We start from the raw sequence: 24,099 nt of genomic DNA on the forward strand, positions 1-24,099 counted from the left end.
AAAGCAGGATTTCGAGTTCGGACCGGCGCGGCGCTGCCTAGAATGATGGCTCGATCAACGAAAGAAAGTTTTCCATGTCCTCCTTCTATCCCCTCGCCACCGTCCCCGAAGGCATCGTCGACTCCCTGCTGGCGCACATCAATTCACTGGACGAAGACATCATGCTGGGCTTTTATGAGCCGGGCGCGATCCTGGTCAGCGCCGACGGCACGCCACAGCGCGGCGCGGCCGCCATTCGCAGCGAACTGACCAAGTATTTCCGCCTCGGTCTGCCGATGGCCATCCACGCGCGGCATATTTTCGTTGCCGGCGATATCGCATCGCTGGTGCTGGACTGGTCGATCACCGGCACCACCGCCGACGGCACGGAAGTCAACATGGTGGCTACCGCCAACGATATCGCGCGCCGCGGCGCCGACGGCTGCTGGCGCTACCTGATCGACAATCCGTTCGGCACCGCGGTCCGCGCGGAGGGCTGAATGCAGCGGGGCAAGACGGCCGACGATCCGCGCTGGCACGCCATCGTCGCGCGTGATCAAAACGCGGACGGCACGTTCTGGTATTCGGTCAGCAGCACGCGCGTATATTGCCGTCCGTCGTGCCCGTCGCGTACCGCTCACCCGCGTTACGTGCAGATCCATGACACACTGGCGCAGGCCCGGGCGACCGGCTACCGGCCCTGCCTGCGCTGTCATCCGGACCAGCCCTCCGTACACGCGATCAACCGCGACATCGTGGTCCGGGCCTGTCAACTGATTGCGTCCAGCGAGCACGAGCTGCCGCTGGAGGCGCTGGCAGTGACCTTCCATCGCAGCCCCAGCCATTTCCACAGGCTGTTCAAGGCGACGGTGGGGATTACGCCCAAGGCCTATCACCAGGCTTGCCGCGCGCAACGGCTGCAACAGCAATTGCATGGCGGTGCCTCGATCACGCAGGCGTATTACGCTGCCGGCTTCGAATCGAGCGCGCAATTCTACGAGGCCGCGCCGCGGCTGCTCGGCATGGCGCCGACCCGTTACCGCTCTGGCGGCCAGCGCGAGCGGATACACTTCGCGCTCGGACAGTGCAGCCTGGGCGTGATCGCGGTCGCCTCGACCAGCGTCGGCGTGGCCGCCATCCTGCTGGGCGACGATCCGGAGGTGGTGCTGCGCGATGTGCAAGACCGTTTTCCCAAAGCCGAGCTGGTCGGCGGCGATCGCCAGTTCGAAGCGCTGGTCGCCACGGTGGTGGGGATGATTGAAAATCCATGCATCCCGGTCAACCTGCCGCTGGACATACGCGGCACGGCGTTTCAGCAAAAAGTGTGGCAGATACTCAGCAGCGTGCCGCCGGGCGCCACCATCACCTATGCCGAGATCGCACGGCAACTCGGCACGCCGCGCGCGACGCGGGCGGTGGCCGCAGCCTGTGCCGCCAATCCGCTGGCGGTGGCGATACCGTGCCATCGCGTGGTCCGCAACGACGGCACGTATTGGGGTTATACCTGGGGACTGGAGCGCAAGCAGGCGTTGCTCAGCCGGGAGGCTCGCGGGCAGACCTGAACCGGCACACAACATGGCAGAACTTTGACCGCGCAGCCTGGTCCAAGTTGGAAAGGAGGATGCCATGAGCAATCTTTACGACGAGGACGTCGCCGCGTGGGCGGAGCAACAGGTGGCGCTGCTGCGCTCCAGGCAGTGGGCCTTGCTGGATATCGACCATATCGTCGAGGAAATCGAGGATATGAACATCAGCCACAGGCATGAGCTTGCCAACCGGATGTCGATCTTGATCGCGCATTTATTGAAATGGAAGTATCAGGAAGATCGGCGCGGCGCCAGTTGGCACAATACGATTTCTACCCAGCGCAACAGGATTGCCAGGCTGCTCAAAAAAATGCCGAGCCTGAAGCATTTGTTGAACGATTTCGAATGGAACCAGGACGTCTGGGAAGATGCCGTGGAGATCGCTGGCCGCGAGGCAAATCTGGCAGACCTGCCCAGGGAGCGCGAATGGACCCTTGAGCAGGTGCTATCGGACGATTATTTCCCAACGTGAGCCGACCCGGCGCCCCGCGGGTTATTTGCCGTTCAGACCGTCATACACCAGCTTGGTGAAGAAGCCGCCATTGATCACGAAGCCGCCGTATTTGGCGTCGTACGCGGCGGTCGGGTTGGCGGCGACGATCTCGTCCAGCGATTTGCCTTGCTGTTTCAGCGTAGCCACCTTGCCGCGCACATCGACCAGCATGTCGCGCCAGGCGATCAGGTCGGCCCGGTTGCCGGTGGCGCCATGGCCCGGCACGATGATGGTGTGGTCGGTGCTGGCGTCGATCGCCTTGTTGGCCCAGACGATGGCGGTATCGATGCTGCCACCGTGTTCATTGTCGATGAACGGGTAGTAGTTGTTCCAGAAGGTGTCGCCCAGGGCCAGCACGTCGGCCTGCTTGAAGTAAACCCACAGGTCGCCATCGGTGTGGCCCTTGCCGAAGTTCTGGATCGCGATCCGTTCGCCGCCGAAGTTCATGGTCTTGCTGCCCTTGACGATGATGCTGGGGCGGGCCGCCATCGGCAGCGGGTCGAAAGTGTAATTCCAGTCATCGACGCGGGTCGATTTCGACAGGTGCAGGGCGGTCATCGGCGCGCCGATGATGGTGGCGCCGGCCGCGTGCATCCAGGCGTTGCCGTCGGTGTGGTCCCAGTGGTAGTGGGTGTTGACCAGGTATTTCAGCGGCCCCGGGCCGATGCCGTTCAGGACTGCGGCGATCTTGTCTTTGGAAACGGCGATGCCGGCATCGACCACGAACTTGCCTTGCGCGCTGTTGTAGACGATGATGTTGCCCCCCGAGCCGGACAGCACGCTGATGTTGCCGCGCAGGGTTTCGACGTTCACGTCGGCCTTGGCGGTGGCGTCATTGATCTTGACCACCGGGCTGCTGGCGTCGGCGGCCTGCGCCGGCGCGAACCAGGCGCTGCTTGCCAGGGCCACAGCGGCGGCCAGGACCAGGGGGCGGAACACGGTAGCGGTTTTCATGATGGACTCCTTGTATGTGATTGATGAGTCCATTGTAGGGAGCGGGACTGAGCCGGACCATGCTGAAAATCGGCGAAAATTTGCTCATCCGTCTCACTGAACTTTTCTCCGCGCGCCGACTCTAACTGATGGAAGAGGACGCCATGGGCAATCTCTACGACGAAGATGTCATCGCCTGGGCCGAACAGCAGGCCGGACTGCTGCGCGCGCGCCAGTGGTCGCGGCTCGATATCGATAACCTTGCCGAGGAGATCGCGGATGTGGGCAGGAGCGAGAAGCGGGAACTGCGTCACCGTCTGGCCGTGCTGATCGAGCATTTGATCAAGTGGAAGTGGCTGCCCATGCGGCGCGGTTCCAGCTGGCTGACGACGATACGCATCCAGCGCATGGACGTGGAAAAACTGCTGATCAAAGTGCCGCGCCTGAAACGGCTGCTTGACAAGGAGCTGGCGGACGCAGCATGGCGGGATGCCGTGGTGTTCGCCGTCAGGGAAGCGGAAATAGGCGGCCTGCCTGACGCTAGTCCCTGGTCATTGCAGCAGATACTGACCAGGGACTTTCTGCCTGACTGACTACTTGCCTTCGTAAGAGACGCGGAAGACGCGGCCGCCGTAGTCGTCGGACACGAGCAGCGATCCATCTGCCAGTTGCACCACGTCGACCGGACGGCCGACCACCTCATCGCCGCGCAGGAAGCCGTCGATAAAGGCGGTGTCGCTGACCACTTTGCTGTTGTTCAGCGTGATCAGGTGCACCGTGTAGCCGATCTTGTTCTCGCGGTTCCACGAACCGTGTTCGGCGACGAAGATGTTGTTGCGGTAGGTTTGCTGCGGGAACTGCGTGCCGGTGTAGAAAGTCATGCCCAGCGGCGCCACGTGCGGTCCCAGCTTGGCGGCCGGCGGTTCGAATTCGTCGCAAGTGCGACCCCTGCCGAACTCGGGGTCCGCCACCACGCCGCCATGGCAATAGGGGAAGCCGAAGTGCTGCCTTGGCTTGGTAATGACGTTGAGCTCGCACGATGGCGTGTTGTCGCCAAGCTCGTCACGGCCATTGTCGGTGAACCACAGCTGTTTGGTGGTCGGGTGGAAGTCATAGCCAACCGTGTTGCGGATGCCGCGCGCCACTTCCTCCAGCTGGCTGCCGTCCGCGTTCATGCGATACAGCTTGGCGCTCTTGGTATCGTCCGTGTCGCAGATATTGCAAGGCGCGCCGACCGGGATGTAGAGCTTGCCATCGGGGCCGGAACGTATCATTTTTTCGCCGTGCCATTTGTCTTTCGGCAGATCCACCTTGACCACCTCGTACGACGGCTTTTTCGCGTAGCGCTGGTCGATGTTGTCGAAGCGGATCACGCGGCTGATCTCGCCCACGTACAGCGCGCCGTTCAACAGCGTCACGCCGATCGGGCTGTCCAGACCTTCGGCCACGGTGACCACGTCGGCGCTTTGCTTGTCGGCGCGCGGCACCAGCGCGTAGATCTTGCCGGCCTTGCGCGAGCCGAGGTAGACCACGCCGTTGCTCGAGACCGCCATGCTGCGCGCGGTGGCGGCGCCGTCGGCATACACGCTGATGCGGAAACCCTTGGGCAGCTTGAAGCCACTGAGCAAGGCGGATCCCGAACTCGCCTTGGTCGCGGCTGCCGCTGCCGCTGCCGGTGTGGCAGCCGCAGCAGGCGTCGCTGTGGCGGGCTTCTTGCCGCTGCTGTTGGCGGCAACGATGAAATCGGCCAGGGCACCGATCTGCTCGCCGTTCAGCGTCTGCTTCCATGCCGGCATATCGGTGCCGGGCACGCCTTCGCTGATCACCTTGACCAGATTGGCCTTGCTTGGTGTGCCGATGGTCCAGGCATGGTCGGTCAGCGCCGGGCCGAGGATGCCTTCCATCTTGCCGCCGTGGCAGGCGGCGCAGTTGTCCAGGTACAGCTTGTCGGCGGCCGGTGCGGCTTGCGCCGTGATGGATGCGAACGCAATGCCGACGGCGGCGGCTTGCAGAGCGGTGCGTTTCATGTTGATGAGTCCCCTTGTGAGTCGATGCAGCATTGTGCCAGTTTCTAACGCTGGAGACATCATCATCATGCGGCCTGCAACTGCGGCGGGACTGCCGGGACACGCGTGCCGGCCGCCAGCGCGCCGCTGCGACGCCGGCCGGCGTGCCGCTTCACCTCCACCGTGAAGACACTGACCAGGCTGGCCAGATGCGTGGCCTGTCCCTGCATCGCCTCGGCGGCCGCCGCGGCTTCCTCCACCAGCGCCGCGTTCTGCTGCGTCACGCCATCCATTTCGATGATGGCCCGATTGATCTGCTCGATGCCGGCCTCCTGCTCGCCGCTGGCGCTGGTGATCTGCTCCATGATCTCGCTGACGTTGCGGATGCTGCGCACGATCTCTTCCATCGTCTGCCCGGCCTCGTCGACCAGCATGGCGCCGTTGGCGATCTTGTCGACCGACTGGCCGATCAGGTCCTTGATGTCCTTGGCCGCGCTGGCCGAGCGTTGCGCCAGGTTGCGCACCTCGGTGGCGACCACGGCGAAGCCGCGTCCCTGCTCACCGGCGCGGGCCGCCTCCACCGCCGCGTTCAGCGCCAGGATGTTGGTCTGAAAAGCGATGCCGTCGATCACGCCGATGATGTCGGCAATCTGGCGCGACGAGGCGCTGATGGCGCCCATGGTGGCCACCACCTCACCGACCACCTCGCCACCGCGCGCGGCAACACCGGATGCGCCGGCCGCCAACTGGTTGGCCTGACGGGCGAATTCGGTGTTCTGCTTGACGGTGGCGGTCAGTTCCTCCATCGACGAAGCGGTTTCTTCCAGCGAACCGGCCTGCTGCTCGGTGCGCGACGACAGATCGAGATTGCCGCGGGCGATCTCGTCGGCGGCGGTGGCCACGGAGTCGGTGCTGCCGCGCACCTCGCGCACGATGGCGGCCAGGCGGTCGCGCATGGAGACGATGCTGTACAGCAGGCTGGAGCGGTCATCGGCGGCCAGCTCGACGTGCACGGTCAGGTCGCCGGCGGCGATGCGGTCGGTGATGCCGGCGGCATAGGCCGGCTCGCCACCCAGTTGCCGCAGCAGCGAACGGCTGATCAGCCAGCCCAGCACGGTGGCGGTGACGGCCGATGCCAGGCTGAGCAGGGCGATGGTCACCGACGTGCCGATGCCGCGCTCATGGATGTTGTAGCCGATTTCGTCGATGACGCCGCGTTCGCGTTCCACCAGCGCGTTCATGCTGGCCAGGTAGGCGTCGCCGGCTGGCACGAACTCGCGCTCGATGATCTGATTGGCCTGCTCCAGATCGCCGGCCGCCTTGGCGGCAAAGGCGCGCTTGCGGATGGCCTGGTACAGCGTGCGCTTTTCCTGCGCGGCGTCATACAGCGCCTTGGCCTGGCTGTCGTCCAGCAGCCCGGCGATCTTCCGCTGCGCCGCCTCGGCTGTTCTGGAGCTGGTGGCAATACCATCTTCAAACATCTTTTGCGTCACGGGATCGGCGGCCCGCGATGCCGCCAGCGAGCGTTGCAGGTTCGCCTCGACGATGGATTTCCAGGAGCTGACCAGGCGTTCGGTCTGCAGTTGCTGGGTGAGCAGGGTGTTGGTATCTTCGGCTGTCTGGCGGATGCTCATGAAGCTGGCGCTGGCCACCGCCAGCAACAGGAACAGGGTGGCGCCGAAACCCAGGGCCAGGCGCTTGCCGACCTTCATATCCGATAATTTCATGGTGCCTCCGAATTAATGTTTTATGAATAACATATGTTTCCTGTGGTTATTTTATAGCTGAAATTGATGCTGTGCCGGACGATTACGCAGATTTACAATAGGGAACTTTGTGATACTTGGAGAGCCATGTCCGTTACCGATTTCGATGTGCCGTTCGAAGGCACGCTGCTGAAGGGCGATCACTACGCCGGCAGCGACAGCAACCGCATCCTGTACCTGCATGGCGCCGGGCAAAGCAGCCGCCACGGCCACCGTTTGCTGCGCGGCGCACTGCAGCAGCGTGGACTGGGCAGTACCTGCTTCGATTGCATCGGCCATGGCGATACGGGAGGTGCTCTGGCGCAGTCCTCGGTCGCCAGCCGCACACGGCAGGCGAGGGCGGTGGCCGCGGCGCGCGCCCTGCCGCAGCCGCTGGCCGTGTTCGGCGCCAGCATGGGCGCCTACAACGCCATCCGCATGACCGGGAGCCACCAGGTCGATGCGCTGGTGCTGATGGTGCCGGGCGTGTACACGCCGGCGGCGTACGAGGTGCCGTTCGGCCCGGACTTTTCAGCCGTGATCCGGCGCGAGCGCAGCTGGGCCGACAGCGACGCCTGGGACATCCTGTCGCGTTTTGAGGGCCGTTTGCTGGTGATCGCCGCCGAGCACGACGCCACCATCCCGCTGGAAATCCCCGAACGCCTGGTCGCTAGCGCCACGCGCGCCGCCGCGCGCCTGCTGCACGTGGTGCAAGGGGCCGAGCACAACCGTCTGTGGTCGCTGCTGGCAGAAACGCCCGCGCTGTTCGATCGTACGGTTGATATGGTGGCAGACGTGGTAAATGGCGGAAGGCAGTAGGAGTCGAACGTACGAGGGAGCGGCTGACGCCCCCCACCGGGTTTGAAGCCCGGCCCCATCACCGGATGAGTATGCCTTCCGTATAGCCTTAGTGGCTACTGTATGACCAGACCGCGTTCGGCCTGATCAGGTGGATGTTTCCAACCCGGCGAGTATAGCCGACCCGGTCGAAGAATTCCAAGATCTGTATCGCCCGCTTGCGTCCCAGACCGGTGGCATCACGGAAGGAAGACGCTTGCACTTCCGGCAGCGTGGCCACCAGTCTTGCCAGTTCGTCCAGCTGTTGTGGATGATAGAACAGGTCCTTGACGACCTGGCTGATCTCGCCCGTCTTGGACAGCTTGAGCAGCAGGCGGCGGACTTCCGCTTCCGGCAAGTGATGCTCGCGCATCAGGTCGCGCACCCACGGCGGGTCGAAGCCGCCGGCCAGCAGCGAGGCCAGCAGCGGCGCCACGGCCGCCTGTTCCTGCGCGCTCAGCTCGACGCTGTGATCGGGCAGGTGCAGGCTGCGGCCGCGCTGGCAGATGCTGCCGCTGCCCAGCAGCGCGTCGATCAGATAGGTCCACAGCCGGTCTTCCATCTCCGGCGAGACGATGCGCTTCAGGCGCCACAGTTCGGGGCCGGCGTCGTCCGGCGCGCGCGCGTGGAACTCGGCCAGCGCCGCCAGGATGCGCTGCCGCAGCGCTGCGCTTTCGGCGGCGGCGATCAGCAGCGCGTCGCCGCCCTGCAGGCTGATGGCCACCGTGTCCGGCGGCGGGACGATCTGCTCGGCCGGCAGCTGCGACAGCCGCACCAGCGTCGATACGCGCAAACCCAGCGGATTGCGCGCCAGCAGGGCGGCAATGTCGCCGCTGTCGATGAACGATGCCAGCGCCTCCAGCCAGGCCAGGCGCCCCGGGCTGCGGCGCTTGCGCGCCGGGCCGAAGGGATCGAGCACCCTGCCGCCGCCCACCGTGGCCGTGGCCTGCGCATTGCGGATCACGAAGCGGTCGCCGGGTACGGCATGTACCGGCGCGTCCAGCACCAGCTGCACGCGAGCGGTGTGGCCGGGCGCCAGCACTTCACCGTCCAGCATCACCACGTTGGCCGTGTGATGCGCCGCGCCCAGGTGCACGTGCACCGGCGACCAGGGCTTCAAGGTCAGGCTGCAGTCGGACGTCAGTGTCAGTTCGACGTCGATGCGCTCGGAGCAGGCGGCCAGCGCGGGCGACACCACCCAGCTGCCGCGTGCGATGTCGTCCTTGGCCGCGCCGCTCAGGTTCAGTGCCAGGCGCTGGCCGGCGCGGCCCATGTCGGCGGCGCGGTTTTGCGCGTGGATGCTGCGCACGCGCACCTGCTGTTCGCCGGGCGCCAGCTGCAGCGTGTCGCCCACGCGCACGCTGCCCGCCAGCGCGGTGCCGGTGACGATGGTGCCCTGGCCGGCCAGCGTGAACACCCGGTCCACGCCCAACCGGAACAGGCGGCGCTCGTCGTTGGCCGGCAGCGCGGCCGACATCACCGACAGATGATGAAGCAGCGCCCTGACGCCGACATCATCGGGCGCGGTGGCGTTGGTGCGGAAGATCTGCGCGCCGGCGAAATCGGTGGACGCCAGCAGCTGTTTGATTTCCTGTTCCAGCTGTTCGAGGCGATTGGCATCCACGCGGTCGATCTTGGTCAGCGCCACGGCGCCGCGTCCGACGCCCAGCAGGCGCAGGATCGCCAGATGCTCCAGCGTTTGCGGCATGATGCCGTCATCGGCGGCGATCACCAGCAGCGCGGCGTCGATGCCGGTGACGCCGGCCGCCATGGTGCGGATGAATTTCTCGTGGCCCGGCACGTCGATCACGCCCAGCGTGTCGCCGTTGGCCAGCGGCGCGTAGGCGTAACCGAGTTCGATCGAAATGCCGCGCGCCTTTTCCTCTTTCAGCCGGTCGGTATCGACTCCGGTCAGGGCGCGCGTCAGCGTGGTCTTGCCGTGGTCGATGTGGCCTGCGGTGCCGACGATCATGCTGCGAGCAGGGACAGTTGTTCGACGAAGCGCTGCTGCTGATGCTCCTGCAGGCAGCGCAGGTCCAGCCACAGCGCGTCCTGCGCCACGCGGCCGATCACCGGCAGCGGCAGCGCGCGCAGGCGCTGTTCCAGCACGCCCAGCGCATTGCTGATGCGGCCCGCTGCGGACGGCCGCACCACCAGCCCATGGCTGGGCAGCTGATCGACGGGCAGGGCACCGCTGCCGATCTGGCTCATCATGGATTCGTCGCTGACTACATAGCCCTTGCCCAGCGCCGCCTGCAGGGCCGGCAGGATGGCCTGCGCCTGCGCGCGCATCTGCGCGGCGGGACGGGTCAGCAGCTTGAGGGTGGTCAGGCGCTCCGGCAGCAGGTCGGGCGCACGGTACAGCGCCAGTACCGGCTCCAGCGCGGCCAGCGTCAGTTTGCTGACGCGCAGGGCGCGCTTCAGCGGATTCTTTTTGATCTTCGCGATCAGGTCCTTGCGGCCGACGATGATGCCGCATTGCGGGCCGCCCAGCAGCTTGTCGCCGCTGAAGGTGACCAGGTCGGCGCCGCCGGCGATGGTTTCGCGCACGGTGGTTTCGTGCGGCAGGCCATATTGTTCCAGGTCCACCAGCGTGCCGCTGCCCAGGTCCACCGCCATCGGAATGTTGTGCTTCTTCGCCAGCGGCGCCAGTTCGTCCAGTTCCACGCTCTTGGTGAAGCCGGTGATGGCGTAATTGCTGGTGTGGACTTTCATCAGCAGTGCGGTGTCGGGCGCGCAGGCTTCGTCGTAGTCCTTCAGGTGCGTGCGGTTGGTGGCGCCGACTTCGCGCAGCACCGCGCCGGCGCGCGTCATCACGTCCGGGATGCGGAAGGCGCCGCCGATTTCCACCAGCTCGCCGCGCGAGACGATCACCTCTTTGCCGAGCGCCATGGTGTTGAGCATCAGCAGCACGGCGGCGGCGTTGTTGTTGACGATGGTGGCAGCTTCGGCGCCGGTCAGTTCCAGCAGCAGTTCTTCGATCAGGTTGTCGCGGTCGCCGCGCTTGCCGGTGTCGATGTCCCATTCCAGGTTCATCGGCCAGCGCAGCGCTTCCACCACGGCCTGCACGGCGCTGTCGGGCAGCAGCGCGCGTCCGAGGTTGGTGTGCAGGACGGTGCCGGTCAGGTTGAATACGGGGCGCAGCGGCGAGCGGTTCCGCTCGCGCAGGCGTTCCGACAGCATCGCCAGCAGCGACGGGATGCCGGTGTCCGGTACGCCGGTGGCTGCCGCGGTGACGGCATCGCCGCCGTTGCGCGCGGCCAGCAGCATGGCGCGCAGTTCGGCCAGCAGCAGGCGTGCCGCTTCCAGCGTCTGCACGCGGCCATACTCCGCAATCAGCGGCGCGCAGCCGGCGTCGGACAGGATCAGATGTACCGCAGGCAGCCGGATGGCGGCTGCTCCGCAGGCGCCGCTCGCGAGGACGCCATTGCCGTCATTTGGCACGACGCCGAACGCGCCGGGTGCCGCGACGCTGTCTGCGGCGCCAGCATCTGCCGACGCATTTGCTGGCGCTGCGCCGGCGGCGGTCCGCTGGTCTGGTTGCTTGCTCATTCGGCGTTGAACCACAGCAGAGGGTTGCCGCTGGCGCGCGAGTAGCCGGCTTCGCCGACCAGCAAGTCCAGCGCCAGGCTGGCCAGATCGTCGGCTACCGGATCGACGTACAGATCGTGTTCCTGATTGAAGATCTTGCGGTAGGTATGGCAGTCGTCGCAGGTCTCGGCGCGCGCCACCTTGCTTGGGTCGTTGGCCTTGTTGACCGGCTCCGTCGCCGCGGGCATGCCGTCTTCCTGCTCGATGCTCTGGTAAGCCACCTTGGAGGTGCTTTCGCAGCACGAGCATTTCACCCGCACCATGTGCCACTCGCTGGAGCAGAAGCTGCAATGCAGATAGCGATAGCCCTGCGCCTGGCCGCCGAGGCGGATCACGCTGGATACCGGATGCGCGCCGCAGGTCGGGCACAGGGTGTTGGTCACCAGCGGTTGCACTTCCTTGGCGTTCAGCTGGCTGGCGCGCACGGTCCACATGACTTGCAAGGCTGCGGCCACGAACGGCGCATGCAGCGGATGTACGCCTTCGGTCAGCTCGGCCAGCACGGCGTCGGCGCAACCCTCCAGTTCGGCGCTGTCGAGCGCGCGCAGTTCGGCCAGGACGTTGGCCAGTTGCGGCTGGCTGGCGGCCAGCGGGTCCAGCTCATCGAGGATGGCGGCGAACACGCGGCGCCAGGTGGCCGGCCGCTGGCCGCTGACCGGCAGCGGCGGCATGTGATGATCGATTGCCAACTGGATGGTGGCGGCATCGGGCAGGGCGAAGGTTTCGGGCGGCAGCGATTTGATCACCGCGGCCTGGGCGTCGACCAGCGCGGCCATCATCTGCAGATAGCCTTTCATCGTGTCGCCGACCGGAATGCCCTTGATCTGATTGTCCGCCAGCTGGCGGAGACGCGCTGCGCGCGCGGTGAACAAACTGCGTGCTTCCGGGAGCAGCAGGCGTGGTATGGCGGTGTGATCGAGCGATTCGATCTCGCCAGGTTCTAGCAAGCGTTGTACCAAAAAAAATCTCCCGTTTTGCCGGCAGCGGAAAGCTGCCGGCTCAGGGAGTATTTTAATCCCAATCGGGGACTACTGCAGCCTTAGTCGCGGCTTTTGCGGACAACTTCCTCGAACCAGCGCGGATGGTGCTTGCGCGCCCAGCCATAGCTGACCGTGCCGCGCACCATGGCGCCGATCGAGCCCTTGACCCAGAACGCCGCGTAGATATGCACGATGATCGAGCAGATGATCACGAATGCGCAGAACGCGTGCAGCAGGGCCGCCAGGCGCACGATCTCGATCGGGAAGTAGAACGAGAAGTAAGCGCGCCAGATGACCACACCCGACAACAGCAGGCCAAGCATGGCGCCGACCAGCACGAAAAACAGGATCTTCTGACCGGCGTTGTACATGCCGATCTTCGGAAGCTTTTCTTCGCGGTTGTTGAGCACATCGTCCATTTGCTTCAGCCACTGCTTGTCCGCCGCGTCGATCTTGTTGTGGTGCCAGAAGCGCGCCACCAGCAGAGCGAACGAGATGAACATCACCAGCCCGATGAACGGGTGCAGGATGCGGGTCCACTGACCGCCGCCCAGGAACACGTACATCCAGGATGTCGCCGGATGGAACATGGCCAGGCCGGACACCGCCAGCAGAATGAAGCAGATCGCCGTGACCCAGTGGTTGCTGCGGTCGTTCTTGCTGTAGCGCTGGATCAGCGGATTGCCGTCCTTATCACGGTTGGGTGAGCTCATGGTGCTTCCTCCCTGATACGTTTGGCCTCTGCGACGGCTTCGGCCTCCTCTTCCTTCGACACCTCGTTAGGACCGATGCGCGAGTAGTGGAACCAGCCGGCCAATGCCGTCACCGCCATACCGGCCAGCGCCAGCGGCTTGGTCAAGCCCTTCCACAAGCCCACGGTCGGGCTGATGCTCGGATCGCTCTTCAGGCCATGGTACAGCGACGGCTGATCGGCGTGGTGCAGCACGTACATCACGTGCGTGCCGCCGACACCGGCCGGGTTGTACAGACCCGCGTTCGAGAAACCGCGCGACTTCAGGTCTTCGATACGCTCGGCCGCGTGCTCCTTCATGTCCTCCTTGGTGCCAAAGGTGATGGCGCCGGTAGGGCAGGTCTTGACGCATGCGGGCTCCTGGCCGACCGCCACGCGGTCGGAGCACAGGGTGCACTTGTATGCGCGGTCGTCCTGCTTGGAGATGCGCGGCACGTTGAACGGGCAGCCGGCGACGCAGTAGCCGCAGCCAATGCAGTTCTCCTGATGGAAATCCACGATGCCGTTGGTGTACTGCACGATCGCGCCCGGCGAAGGGCAGGCCTTGAGGCAGCCCGGATCTTCGCAGTGCATGCAGCCGTCCTTGCGGATCAGCCATTCCAGATCGCCCTTCGGATTCTCGTATTCCGAGAAGCGCATGACGGTCCAGGATTGCGGCGTCAGGTCGAGCGGGTTGTCGTAGACGCCGGTGGTTTCACCCACCTCGTCGCGCAGGTCGTTCCATTCCATGCAGGCGGTCTGGCAAGCCTTGCAGCCGATGCACTTGGAAACGTCGATCAGCTTGGCGACGGTGCCGGTCACCGGCGACCGCGCCACCGGCTCCTGCACCGTCGTCGCCGACATGCGCTTGATATCAAGTGATTGTAATGCCATGTTTTATCTCCCTCGGCCTTAAGCTTTTTCCACTTTCACCAGGAACGACTTCGATTCCGGTGTCTGCGAATTGCCGTCGCCCACAACAGGCGTCAGCGTGTTAACCAGGTAGCCCGGTTTGGTGAGCCCCTTGAAGCCGAAGTTGATCGGCAGGCCGACGTGGTGCATCGGTTTGCCGTCAATGGTCAGTTGCTTGATACGCTTGGTCACCACCGCCTTGGCGATGATGTAGCCGCGTCCCGAGGACACCTTCACCCGGTCGCCATGCACCACGCCGACTTCCTTGGCCAGCGCCTCGCCGATTTCGACGAACTGCTCCGGCTGAATGATCGAATTCAGACGCGCATGCTTGGTCCAGAAGTGGAAGTGCTCGGTCAGGCGGTAGCTGGTGGCCGCGTGCGGGAACTGATCCTTCTTGCCCAGTTTCTTGCGGTCGTTCGGGAACATGCGACCGGCAGGATTGTTGAAGGCTTTCGGATTGTTCGGATGCAGCGGGTTGTGCCCGATCGGCGACTCGAACGGCTCGTAGTGCTCGGGGAATGGACCCTCGGCCATCGCATCGCGCGAGAAGAAGCGTGCCACGCCTTCCTGCAGCATGATGAATGGACCCATGCCGTTTTCCGGCGGTTCGTCGGCCTTGTAGTCCGGCACGTCGGCGCCGCCCCAGGCCGTGCCGTTCCACGCGATCAGCTTGCGGGTCGGATCCCACGGCTTGCCTTTCGGGTCGCAGGAGGCGCGGTTGTACAGCACGCGGCGGTTGGCCGGCCATGCCCAGGCCCAGTTCAGGGTCTGGCCGATGCCGGTCGGGTCGCTGTTGTCGCGGCGGCCCATCTGGTTGCCCTGCGCGGTCCAGGAACCGGCAAAGATCCAGCAACCGCAGGCGGTGCTGCCGTCGTCCTTGAGCTGGGCGAAACCGGCCAGCTGCTCGTTCTTCTTGAGCAGGACCTTGGTTGGGTCCTTCGGATCGGTGATTTCCTTCAGCGCCTTGCCGTTGTACTCCATCGCCAGTTCTTCCGGCGAAGGGAAGTTCGGGTTGGCGTAGTTCCAGGTCAGATTGACGATAGGATCCGGGAACTTGCCGCCTTCGGTCTGATACGCCTTCTTCAGGCGCTGGAACAGGCCGGCCATGATTTCCAGGTCGCTGCGCGACTGGCCAGGACCTTCGGCGCCTTGCCAGTGCCACTGCAGCACGCGCGAGGAGCTCACCAGCGAGCCGCGTTCTTCGGCGAAGCAGGTGGTCGGCAGGCTGAACACCTCGGTCTGGATCTTGGTCGGGTCGACCTTGTGGAAGTCGCCGTGCGGTTTCCAGAACTCGGACGTTTCGGTCTGCAGGGGATCCATGATCACCAGCCACTTCAGCTTGGACAGCGCATCGGTGGTCTTTTGCTTGTCCGGCGCCGAGGCCAGGATGTTGAAGCCCTGGCAGATGTAGCCGGTCATCTTGCCCTGATTCATCAGCTCGAACGCCTGCATCATGTCGTACGGCTTGTCCAGCTTGGGCAGGTAGTCGAAGGCGTAGTGATTCTCTTCGGTCGCGGCGTCGCCCCACCAGGCCTTCATGAAGGAGACCAGGAATTTTTTGGAGTTGCTGTAGTAGCTCAGCTGGTTCGGACGCAGCGGCTTCAGTGCGCGCTTGGCCACGTAGGCATCCCAGTCCTGCTCCGCCTCGGCCGGCAGGGTCAGGTAACCCGGCAGCATGTTGGTCAGCAGGCCCAGGTCGGTCAGACCCTGGATGTTGGAGTGGCCGCGCAGCGCGTTCATGCCGCCGCCGGCGATACCCATGTTGCCCAGCAGCAGCTGCACCATCGCGCCGGTACGCAAGGTTTCCGCGCCGGTCGAGTGCTGGGTCCAGCCCAGGGCGTACAGGATGGTCGCGGCACGGCCCGGCACGGCGGTCGAGGCCAAGGCTTCGGCCACCAGGTGGAATTTCTCCGGCGGCACGCCGCAGGCTTTCTCCACCATTTCCGGCGTGTAGCGCGAGTAGTGCTTCTTCATCAGCTGGTACACGCAACGCGGATGTTCCAGCGTCGGGTCGATCTTGGCATAGCCATCGTCGCCCATCTCGTAGTTCCAGCTGCTCTTGTCGGTGTACTTGTTCTTTTCGTCGTCCCAGCCCGAATACAGGCCGTCGTTGAAGGCGAAATCCTCGCGGACGATGAACGGCATGTCCGTGTAGTTGCGGACGTACTCGTGTTGAATCTTGTCGTTGGTGAGCAGGTAGTTGATGATACCGCCCAGGAAAACGATGTCCGCACCGGTACGGGTAGGGACGTAATGGTCCGCCACCGAAGCGGTTCGGGTAAAGCGCGGATCGACCACGATCAGCTTGGCGCCGCGATGCGCCTTGGCTTCCGTGACCCATTTAAAGCCGCAAGGATGTGCTTCTGCTGCGTTGCCGCCCATGACCAGGATGACATCGGCATTCTTGATGTCTACCCAGTGATTCGTCATCGCACCACGTCCAAATGTCGAGGCAAGACCTGCCACCGTTGGACCGTGTCAAACACGTGCTTGGTTGTCGAATGGAAGCATGCCGGTGGCACGCATCGTTTTATGGGTCAAGTAACCGACTTCATTGGTGGCAGCCGATGCACACAGCATACCGGTGGTGGTCCAGCGGTTGACCGTCTTGCCGTCCTCGGTCTTTTCGACGAAGTTGGCGTCGCGGTCGGCCTTCATCAGCTTGGCGATGCGGTTCAGCGCTTCGTCCCACGACATCGGCGACCAGTCGGTCGCGCCGGGGGCGCGGTATTGCGGCGCCAGCAAGCGGTTGGGCGAGTGGATGAAGTCGATCAGCGATGCGCCCTTCGGGCACAGCGTGCCGCGGTTGACCGGGTGGTCGGCGTCGCCTTCGATGTGAATGATGCTGGCGGTGGCGTTTTTGGCGCCGTCGCCCAGCCCGTACATCAAAATGCCGCAGCCGACGGAGCAGTACGGGCAGGTATTCCGGGTTTCGGTGCTGCGCGCCAGTTTGTATTGCCGGACTTCAGCCAAAGCTGTAGCCGGCGCAAAACCAAGCAGCGCGATGCTCGAACCCGCGATGGTCGCGCCAGTTACCCGAAGGAACTGGCGTCTGGACATCTGGTTCATGAGAAAGCCTCTCTGTGATAGGGAAAGACGTGTCGAGTGTAGCACCATCAAAAATGATGGGGCGCAATGACACATGTCAATTGTTGCGTTTGCGCCAGCGCAATATCTATTGTGGTTATTGCTTATCGACGTCAACAACGTTAACAATTATTTTATTATAGCAACTCCTTAATAACTTGTAGTTATAGAACTTACTATAAGTTCCCAGCCTCGCCGCCTGACAAAGGGGAGGGAAGGCTGTCTCTTTCTCGTTATACAGCATGCGCACGACAGTTTCGCCTGCTACATTTCGATACAAATCCCATTGGATATTGGCGGCCATCGGGGCCACTTCGTCGCCGCGCCAGTTGCTGTGTTGATAACTGTAGGGCAGGTGCGCCGGCAGTGGCTCCGACATGCCGCTCAGGCCGAACGCGGCGGCCAGCGGGATCACGGTCTCGGCGTGAGCGAAGCGCAGCTTGGCCGCGTGCGACAGGTCGCCGGCCGCAATGGCATCGGCTTCCTTGAAAAAGTCGGCTAGCAGGTGGCCGGCCATGCGCCAGTTGAGGTCGCCGTTTTCTGCGCGGCCCGGTCCTTTTTCATAGAACGCGATGGCGTCTTCCGTTTCGGCGTAGACGCGGGCCTGATCCGGCGCAATGTAACGGGTGAAGTCGGCTTTGAGTTCGGCCTGCATATCGGCTGCTGCCGCGTACATTTCGTACAGCGCCAATGCGGCTTCGGTGGCGTTGACGATGTGCGTGTCGCCGTCGCCTTCCAGATGATTGGTAAATTTGCCGTCGGCGCTGGTGTAGTCGCGCGTGCCCGTATTGGCGGCGCTGCGCTGGCCGGCGTCCAGGGCCTCGATGAAGGCGGGCTTGAAGATGCCCGCCAGCGTCGTCCGCGCCGCGGCCTTCAGTCCGGGCCGGGCGTGGATGTCGGCCTCGATGGCTTTCAGCGTCTCGCTTCTGGCCCAGCGCTGATAGGCCAGACTGGCCTCATAGGTCGGCCGCAGCTGATCGGTGACCTGGTCCTGTTTGCCCAGCTTGTGGAAGTAGAGCAGAAAGCGGTCGGTGCCGGCATCGACCAACGGCTGCAGCGACGGCTGCCGCTGCACCAGCGCGCGGCTGAAGAAGTAGCCGCTGTCCACCGCACGGTCCTTGCCCGAGGTGACGACGATGATTTTGCGTCCGTCCCGCGCCGCGCTGTCGAACAGCGATGGCAGCCGCGCATACAGGCGCTGTGCCATTTGCGTATGTTCCTGCACACCCTGCAGGCTCTCGTTGCCGTAGCCCGGCTTGCTGATGCCTGCCACGCCGTAACCGAGCAAGGCGTTCGCCTTCATCATCGCTTCCAGATCGGCGCCCAGCTGTTTGCCGAGCGGCGTGAGGGCGTCTTCGCGTTGTGCCAGCCGCCAGAGGTTGTATAGCGCCAGATCGGTCTTGAAACTGCTCAGCCCTCGCGAACCGTGGCGCGCGAGGAGCTGGGTGTACACCGGCCGATAGCCGGCCGGCGGCGCCTCGTAGCTGGCGCTGTCCTGCTGCGGCTGATACGGCGTCTTGGTCTGATAATACTGCTCGCCCAAGGCGTTCGACAGCAACAGGGACAGCGCGGCGCCAGCCGCAAGGCACAGAGGTTTCATACCTTAGAAGTCTACGCGAACATTCACGCTGGCGGTGCGCGGCGAGCCGATGTTCAGGTAGTTCTCCTGATAGTAAGTCCAGTACTTGCGGTTGGCGATGTTGGAGATGTTCGCGCGCACGCTGACCATCTTGCCCAAGTAGCGGTGACGGTAATTGAAACCGGCGTCGAACAGGGTGTACGCCGGCAGCGTGTTGGCATTGGCCGCATCCATCGCCAGTTCGCCCAGATACTGGGTGCCGGCGTGCAGCGCCAGGCCGGGCAGCACTTCGCGCCAGGTGGCCTGCACCGACAGCTGGCGGCGCGGCGCGCCCACGGCGCGTTTGCCGCTGTAGCCCGGCGCCGCGTCTTCCAGCGTCGCGCGCAGGAACATCGCGCCTCCTTCGATCGACAGGTTTTTCGCCGCCTGCACCACGGTGTTGAACTCCACGCCTTCGTACTTGGTCTGGCCGTCCGACACGTACACGTTGGCGGCGTTGGTGTACTGCGCACCGCGTTCGATGTGGAACAGGGCGGCGGTGGCGTTCCACCAGCTGCGCTCCGTCTTGACGCCGACTTCCGACTGCTTGCTCTTGATCGGCGCGAACACCTGGTTGGCGTTGACGGTGGAGGTCGGCGCGGTGGCTGCCTGTTCCAGCGCCTCCACGTAGCTGGCGTACAGCGTGGTGTCGGCGGCCGGCTTATACATCAGCGCCACGGTCGGCGTGGTCTTGTTGGCCGGGTAGCTGGCGGTGACGGCGCCCTTGGCCGAAAACGCGGTATCGACAAACCGGGTGTAGCGCAGGCCGCCGAGCACCGACCAGTTTTCGTTCAGCCTGACGGTGTCGCTGGCGAAGGCGGCTTCCTGTCGCGTGGCTTCATCGCGGTAAGTGCCGCCGCTGTAGTTGATGTTCCAGACGTTCAGGATGTTCGGCGCGTAAAGGTTGCCGGTGCCGATGTAAGTCTTGGGCGTAGTGACCGACGACGTCGATTCCAGATTCTGCGACATCAGGCCGAAGATCGCTTCGTGCGTCAGGCCGGCGGTATCAAACGTGCCGTTGATGCTGGCCTGGGTTTGTTCGAAGCGGTAGCCGTGCAGTTCCGAGGTCACGCGGTCGCGGTAGTCGCCGTTGTTGGCGGTGATGTAGTACTGGTCCTTCTTGTACACACGGGTCGAATCCGAGGTGCGGTAGGAGGCATTGACCGTCCACTCCGGATTCAAACGGTATTCGATGCCGGCGGTGGCCAGCGTGTATTCGACGTCGCTGCCGGCGCCGATGCTATTCAGCTTGCTGTCGCCGGCGATCGGCGCCGGCACCTTGAAGTTCGGCGCGATGATGATGTCCGTGCCACCGACGCTGTTGCGGCGCTGGTAGATGCTGTCGTAGGTCAGCGCCAGATCCTTGGTCACGCGCCATTCCAGATTCACGGCGGCGGCGTTGCGCTTGATCGAACCGCTTTCTTCCTGCAGGTTGCCGTCTTCGTGCAGCAGGTTGAGACGGTAGCCGAAGCCGCCTTCCTCGCCCAGGCGACCACCCATGTCGATGTGTTCCTTGATCGCGCCGCCTTCCTGATAACCCAGCGCCGCGCTGAAGCTCGGGCTGGTGGTCGGGCGCTTGCTGACGTAGTTGACGATGCCGCCCGGCGAACCGAAGCCGTACATATAACCGGTGAGGCCCTTCATCACCTCCACCGATTCGAACATCTCCAGCGGCATCTCGGTGCCGCGGTTGACGTTGGCCAGGCCGTTGACCTTGTAGCCGTTCAGGTCATCCAGGCGCAGGCCGCGCATCTGGATGGTGGCTGGGTGAGTGGAGATGGGCGGCGAGATGGCGGTGACGGAAGCGTCGTATTTGAGGACTTCGGAAATGCTGGTGGCCAGACGGTCTTCGATCTCGTCGCTGGAAACGGCCTTGGTGGAGAAGGGCGTATCGAGTTCCGACTTGCGTCCCAGTGCGCCGCTGCTGACGCTGTCGCCGAGTTTTTTCTTTTCGACGCTGGCCTTGACTTCAACGGTGGACAGGGCGCCGCCGAGGTCTTCCGCCGCCATGGCGGAGACATGAAGCGCGCACAGGCCGGCGGCGGCCAGTGCGAGGTGCAGGCGGGAAGGAACGAAAACAGTTTTCGAGGACATGAAGAACCTGAAGAGAGTTGGACATAAAGCCCGCTATCGTAGTGGGCGCATATGACGCCCTGATGACGAAGCGACCCTGTCTTCTTCAGGTTCAATCGATTTACAACAGCTTTTCGATATCGCTCAGCGATGGCGGCGTTGCGCCCTGCGCCATGCAGGCGGCGGCACCGGCGGCCACCGAAAAGCGCAGATGGTCGAGCGGCGCGGCGTCCGCGCGGTGCATCATGCTCCAGGCCAGCGCGGCGATGCTGGCGTCCCCGGCGCCGACGGTATCGACCACCAGCACCTGCGCCGCCGGCAGGTTCCACTCCTGATCGCCGATGTGCAGCGACGCGCCATCGCCGCCCTTGGTGTACAGACAGGCCGCGCCCGGATTCCAGCCGCGCAGCGTGGCGAAGGCGCCGGCGATATCGTCGGTACGGAACAGTCCCGCCAGATCTTCTTCCGACACCTTGATCACGTCCGCCAGCTCGGTCATGCGGCGCAAGGTGGCGTCGTAGCTGGCATCCATCAGCAGGCGGTAATTCGGATCGTAGCTGATGCGCACGCCGCGCTGCTTCAGACGCTCCGCCAGCGCGATCAGCTTGCCGGCCAGCGGCTGGCGCGCCAGACTGATACCGCCGAAATGCACCCAGCGGCAATGCGCCTCCCAGCCGTCCGGCAATTGCGCCGCGTCGAACTGCAGGTCGGCGCTATTCTCGCCGATGAAGAAATAGGCCGGAGGATCGGTACGGTGCACGATGGCCAGCAGTGGCGCATGATCGCAGCGCTGCAAAAAGCGCAGATCGAGGCGTGCCGCCTCGCTGGCCTGCCACAGCGCGTCGCCGAACACGTCGCGGCTGATGGCGCCGGCGAAGGCGGTCGGCTCGTCCAGTTTTGCCATGGCGCGCGCCACGTTCCAGGTCGAGCCACCGACCTGGCTGAGCCAGTGCTGCCGGTCCGGCCCCTGCACGATCATGTCGGTCAGCGCCTCGCCCGCGGCGACGAAGGTGGGAAAGCCAGCCATATCAATCCTTCTTCAACACGTTCAGCACTTCATAGCAGGCGCCCATGGTGTGGTAGTCCACCTTGCCGGCCGGGCTTTTCTCGTCGGTCAGCTTGCTGTTGTCGGCGCCGAGGATGCGGTACCAGGCGCCATAACGATGGTCGACGAAATGCTCCCAGCTGTAACCCCAGATCTTGTCGTACCAGGTCCAGTAGCGCGCTTCGCCGGTGCGGGCGGCCAGCAGGGCGGCGGTGGCCAGGCTTTCCGCCTGCACCCAGAAGTATTTGAGATCGTCGCAGATGCTGCCGTCGGGGGCGAAGCCGTAGTAGATGCCGCCGTGTTCATGGTCCCAGGCCTTGGCCAGCGCCGCATCGAACAGCTCCACAGCGCGCGGCAGCAGCCAGTTCGGATTCAGCGACAGGTGCGGCGCGTGACGCTCAAGCAGCAGCAGCAGCTTGGCCCACTCGGTGAGGTGGCCGGGCTGATAGCCCCATGGACGGAAGATGTTGGACTTGTTGTGACGGTTGTATTCCGCATCCACCGACCAGTCGGAATGATAGTGTTCCCACACCATGTTGTCGGCCAGCGAAGCCTGACGGATGGTGATGTTGTGCGCCAGCGTTTCCGCGCGCAGCAGATAATCGCGCTTGCCGGTGGCTTCGAAGGCGGCGATCAGGGCTTCGCAGGCGTGCATGTTGGCGTTCTGGCCGCGATAGCTGTCGAGGATCGACCAATCGGCGCTGGCCTCGTCGGCGTACAGACCGTATTCAGGCTCCCAGAAGCGCTTCTCCATCAATTCGAAGGTCTCGGCAATCCAGTCGGCGGCCTGGGTCTCACCGGCCATCAGCGCATGGCTGTAGGCCAGCAGCACGAAGGCCAGGCCGTAGCAGTGATTGGTGCCGTCGATGACGGTGCGTACTCCATCCTTCCATTCCAGCTGCCAGGCGTAGCCGCCGGTGTGCGGATTGCGGTGCGTCTCGCGCAGGAAGGATAGCGCGTGGCGCAGGCGCTGGCGGTCTTCCGTATCCCCGAATTGCCGCCACGCCATCGCGTAATTGAAAACGAAGCGCGTGCTGCTGACCAGATGGCGGGTATGCGCATCGTAGACCGTACCGTCGTCCTTATAGAAGTGGTACAAGCCGCCCGTCGGGTCGATGCAGCGGCTGTCGTAAAACTGCTTGGTGTGGCGGATGTGGTTCAGCATGGTGGTGCGGGAGCGGAAGTCAGGGGCCATTATCAGGTCCGTTTGAAAGTTACCAGGTTTTTAGGTCGCCAGCCGTCCATGACAGTGCTGGCGCGTACGATTAATTCGACCGGCGCAGTCTTCTCCACCGGTACGTCATGCGGGCCGTTGAGCAGCATATCCACGCCCAACTCGCCCAAAGCCTTCTTGTCGATGCGCAGCGTGGTGAGCGGGCGGTGTCCCAGCACGGCGGTCGAGATATCGTCGAAGCCGACGATCGCCACATCGTGCGGCACCTTCAGGCCTTTCGACAGACAGCAGCGCATGGCCACCAGCGCAGCGCTGTCGTTGTAGCAGAACACCGCATCGGGCGGATGCGGCAGATTCAATAACTGCTCCATCGCTTCCCAGGCGCCGGACTCCAGGTCGACGCCATCGGGCAGACAGGCTTCCAGGCGCGGATCGGCGAGGATGCCCTCCTCGAACAGCGCCTGGCGATAGCCGCGCGCGCGCTCGCGGATGCTGTAGTGCGCCAGCGGCCCGGAGATGAAACCGACGCGCGTGCGGCCGGTGTCGATCAAATGCTTGGTGGCCAGGTAGCCGCCCATCATATTGTCCGGATTGACCGAGCTGTAACCGCGCAGCTTCATATCGATCAGCACCAGCTGCTTGCCGGTGGAGCGCAACGCGCTGAGCGTCTCCGGCTCGAAGAAACCGGCGCAGACGATACCGTCCGGCGCGTGCATGCGGATCTGATCGATCAGGCCATCGGCCGGGCCGACCGCCATGAAAGACAGCACGATACCCTGCTTGCGGCAGGCTTCCTCGGCGCCGTGCAGCACGGGAGAATAGAACGGACTGCTGGCCGCCGTATTGTGCTGGCGATGCAGCAGGAAAGTCAGGCGGCGCAGACGTTTCGGGCGCAGTTTCTGAAAATCGTAGCCCAGGTCGCGGGCCGTTTCCAGCACCATCTGGCGCGTTGTTTCGGTAAGTCCCGGCTCATTTTTCAAAGCCCGTGAAATCGTCCCCGCCGATACGCCGGCGACCCGGGCGATATCCCTGATCGTGACATTCGTGCTCAATCCTGGTCTCCTTTATTGTGGTGGCAGTCTTGCATAAGCGTCTACAGCCGGTCAAACGGCACCTGAAATTTGGCAGGCAGTTTAGCGCAATTTACTAAACAAGCTCTCGCTGCCTTGAAGTCGGGGGCAGAGCCGACATTCGGACACGAGCTCTGCCGTTGCTCCGCCTGGGGTTGATGCCGTGTCCGAAGGTCGGCTCCGACCCCGATCGTGTTTAGTGAAGATGGCTAAACTGCGACCGAATTGCGCTTGTTG

19 protein-coding genes and 1 tRNA gene are annotated in these 24,099 nt (G+C 64.0%); 5 read left to right on the forward strand and 15 right to left on the reverse strand.

Annotated features, from left to right (window positions below):
- The first annotated feature begins 74 nt into the window (after positions 1–74).
- The 3 genes from E4L98_RS25520 (at position 75) to E4L98_RS25530 (ending at position 2,037) form a co-directional block, all read left to right on the forward strand.
- Complete coding sequence (locus E4L98_RS25520; RefSeq protein WP_135204347.1) at positions 75–479, forward strand: YybH family protein; 405 nt, start codon at positions 75–77, stop codon at positions 477–479.
- The gene (gene ada / locus E4L98_RS25525) at positions 480–1,541 is read left to right on the forward strand and encodes a bifunctional DNA-binding transcriptional regulator/O6-methylguanine-DNA methyltransferase Ada (RefSeq protein WP_135204348.1); all 1,062 of its coding nucleotides are present in this window, start codon (positions 480–482) and stop codon (positions 1,539–1,541) included.
- A gap of 64 nt (positions 1,542–1,605) precedes the next feature.
- A complete protein-coding gene (locus E4L98_RS25530; RefSeq protein ID WP_135204349.1) occupies positions 1,606–2,037 on the forward strand; it encodes a DUF29 domain-containing protein in 432 nt (143 codons plus the stop codon).
- 21 nt (positions 2,038–2,058) lie between these two features.
- Here the strand turns inward: E4L98_RS25530 and E4L98_RS25535 are convergent, their stop codons facing one another.
- On the reverse strand, positions 2,059–3,012 hold the full coding sequence (locus tag E4L98_RS25535; RefSeq protein WP_135204350.1) for an MBL fold metallo-hydrolase: 954 nt from the start codon (positions 3,010–3,012) through the stop codon (positions 2,059–2,061).
- Between the two features lie 143 nt (positions 3,013–3,155).
- Here E4L98_RS25535 and E4L98_RS25540 point away from each other — a divergent pair, with 143 nt between their 5' ends.
- Positions 3,156–3,584, forward strand: coding sequence for a DUF29 domain-containing protein (locus tag E4L98_RS25540; RefSeq protein ID WP_135204351.1), 429 nt, complete (start codon positions 3,156–3,158; stop codon positions 3,582–3,584).
- Here E4L98_RS25540 and E4L98_RS25545 read toward each other — a convergent pair whose 3' ends face one another.
- On the reverse strand, positions 3,585–5,018 hold the full coding sequence (locus E4L98_RS25545; RefSeq protein ID WP_135204352.1) for a c-type cytochrome: 1,434 nt from the start codon (positions 5,016–5,018) through the stop codon (positions 3,585–3,587).
- Positions 5,019–5,083: 65 nt separating this feature from the next.
- Positions 5,084–6,724 carry a methyl-accepting chemotaxis protein gene (locus tag E4L98_RS31220; RefSeq protein WP_135204353.1) on the reverse strand — a complete coding sequence of 547 codons (1,641 nt, stop codon included), beginning with the start codon at positions 6,722–6,724 and terminating at the stop codon, positions 5,084–5,086.
- A gap of 126 nt (positions 6,725–6,850) precedes the next feature.
- Here E4L98_RS31220 and E4L98_RS25555 point away from each other — a divergent pair, with 126 nt between their 5' ends.
- Positions 6,851–7,561, forward strand: a complete 711-nt coding sequence (locus E4L98_RS25555) for an alpha/beta hydrolase (protein WP_135204354.1) — start codon at positions 6,851–6,853, stop codon at positions 7,559–7,561.
- On the opposite strand, the gene E4L98_RS25560 is transcribed toward E4L98_RS25555, so the two are convergent.
- The 12 genes from E4L98_RS25560 to E4L98_RS25620 all read right to left on the reverse strand — a co-directional run bounded on the left by E4L98_RS25560 (position 7,546) and on the right by E4L98_RS25620 (position 23,844).
- Positions 7,546–7,641: transfer RNA gene (locus E4L98_RS25560), tRNA-Sec, on the reverse strand. The two genes, E4L98_RS25555 and E4L98_RS25560, sit on opposite strands and share 16 nt — an antisense overlap.
- Before the next feature lie 8 nt (positions 7,642–7,649).
- Positions 7,650–9,551 carry a selenocysteine-specific translation elongation factor gene (gene selB / locus E4L98_RS25565; RefSeq protein ID WP_135204355.1) on the reverse strand — a complete coding sequence of 634 codons (1,902 nt, stop codon included), beginning with the start codon at positions 9,549–9,551 and terminating at the stop codon, positions 7,650–7,652.
- Positions 9,548–11,131 carry an L-seryl-tRNA(Sec) selenium transferase gene (selA, locus tag E4L98_RS25570; RefSeq protein WP_135204356.1) on the reverse strand — a complete coding sequence of 528 codons (1,584 nt, stop codon included), beginning with the start codon at positions 11,129–11,131 and terminating at the stop codon, positions 9,548–9,550. Before selA ends, selB begins: the two co-directional genes overlap by 4 nt.
- Entirely contained in the window at positions 11,128–12,129 is a 1,002-nt protein-coding gene (fdhE, locus tag E4L98_RS25575) for a formate dehydrogenase accessory protein FdhE (RefSeq protein WP_135204357.1), read from the reverse strand. Before fdhE ends, selA begins: the two co-directional genes overlap by 4 nt.
- Positions 12,130–12,209: 80 nt before the next feature.
- A complete protein-coding gene (locus E4L98_RS25580; RefSeq protein WP_135204358.1) occupies positions 12,210–12,863 on the reverse strand; it encodes a formate dehydrogenase subunit gamma in 654 nt (217 codons plus the stop codon).
- Positions 12,860–13,774, reverse strand: coding sequence for a formate dehydrogenase subunit beta (gene fdxH, locus E4L98_RS25585; protein WP_135204359.1), 915 nt, complete (start codon positions 13,772–13,774; stop codon positions 12,860–12,862). Before fdxH ends, E4L98_RS25580 begins: the two co-directional genes overlap by 4 nt.
- Positions 13,775–13,792: 18 nt before the next feature.
- Entirely contained in the window at positions 13,793–16,864 is a 3,072-nt protein-coding gene (gene fdnG / locus E4L98_RS25590; RefSeq protein ID WP_167761452.1) for a formate dehydrogenase-N subunit alpha, read from the reverse strand.
- A gap of 115 nt (positions 16,865–16,979) precedes the next feature.
- Complete coding sequence (locus tag E4L98_RS25600) at positions 16,980–18,482, reverse strand: histidine phosphatase family protein (protein ID WP_135204362.1); 1,503 nt, start codon at positions 18,480–18,482, stop codon at positions 16,980–16,982.
- 3 nt (positions 18,483–18,485) lie between these two features.
- Complete coding sequence (locus E4L98_RS25605) at positions 18,486–20,594, reverse strand: TonB-dependent siderophore receptor (protein ID WP_135204363.1); 2,109 nt, start codon at positions 20,592–20,594, stop codon at positions 18,486–18,488.
- Positions 20,595–20,694: 100 nt separating this feature from the next.
- Positions 20,695–21,600: a carbohydrate kinase family protein gene (locus E4L98_RS25610; RefSeq protein ID WP_135204364.1), complete on the reverse strand. Its 906-nt coding sequence runs from the start codon at positions 21,598–21,600 to the stop codon at positions 20,695–20,697.
- 1 nt (position 21,601) lies between these two features.
- Entirely contained in the window at positions 21,602–22,813 is a 1,212-nt protein-coding gene (locus E4L98_RS25615) for an AGE family epimerase/isomerase (protein ID WP_135204365.1), read from the reverse strand.
- A 2-nt stretch (positions 22,814–22,815) separates the two neighbouring features.
- Complete coding sequence (locus tag E4L98_RS25620) at positions 22,816–23,844, reverse strand: LacI family DNA-binding transcriptional regulator (RefSeq protein WP_135204366.1); 1,029 nt, start codon at positions 23,842–23,844, stop codon at positions 22,816–22,818.
- Positions 23,845–24,099: the final 255 nt, after the last annotated feature.

The sequence above is a fragment of the Duganella callida genome (genome assembly GCF_004614165.1).
Taxonomy (GTDB): domain Bacteria; phylum Pseudomonadota; class Gammaproteobacteria; order Burkholderiales; family Burkholderiaceae_D; genus Rugamonas; species Rugamonas callida.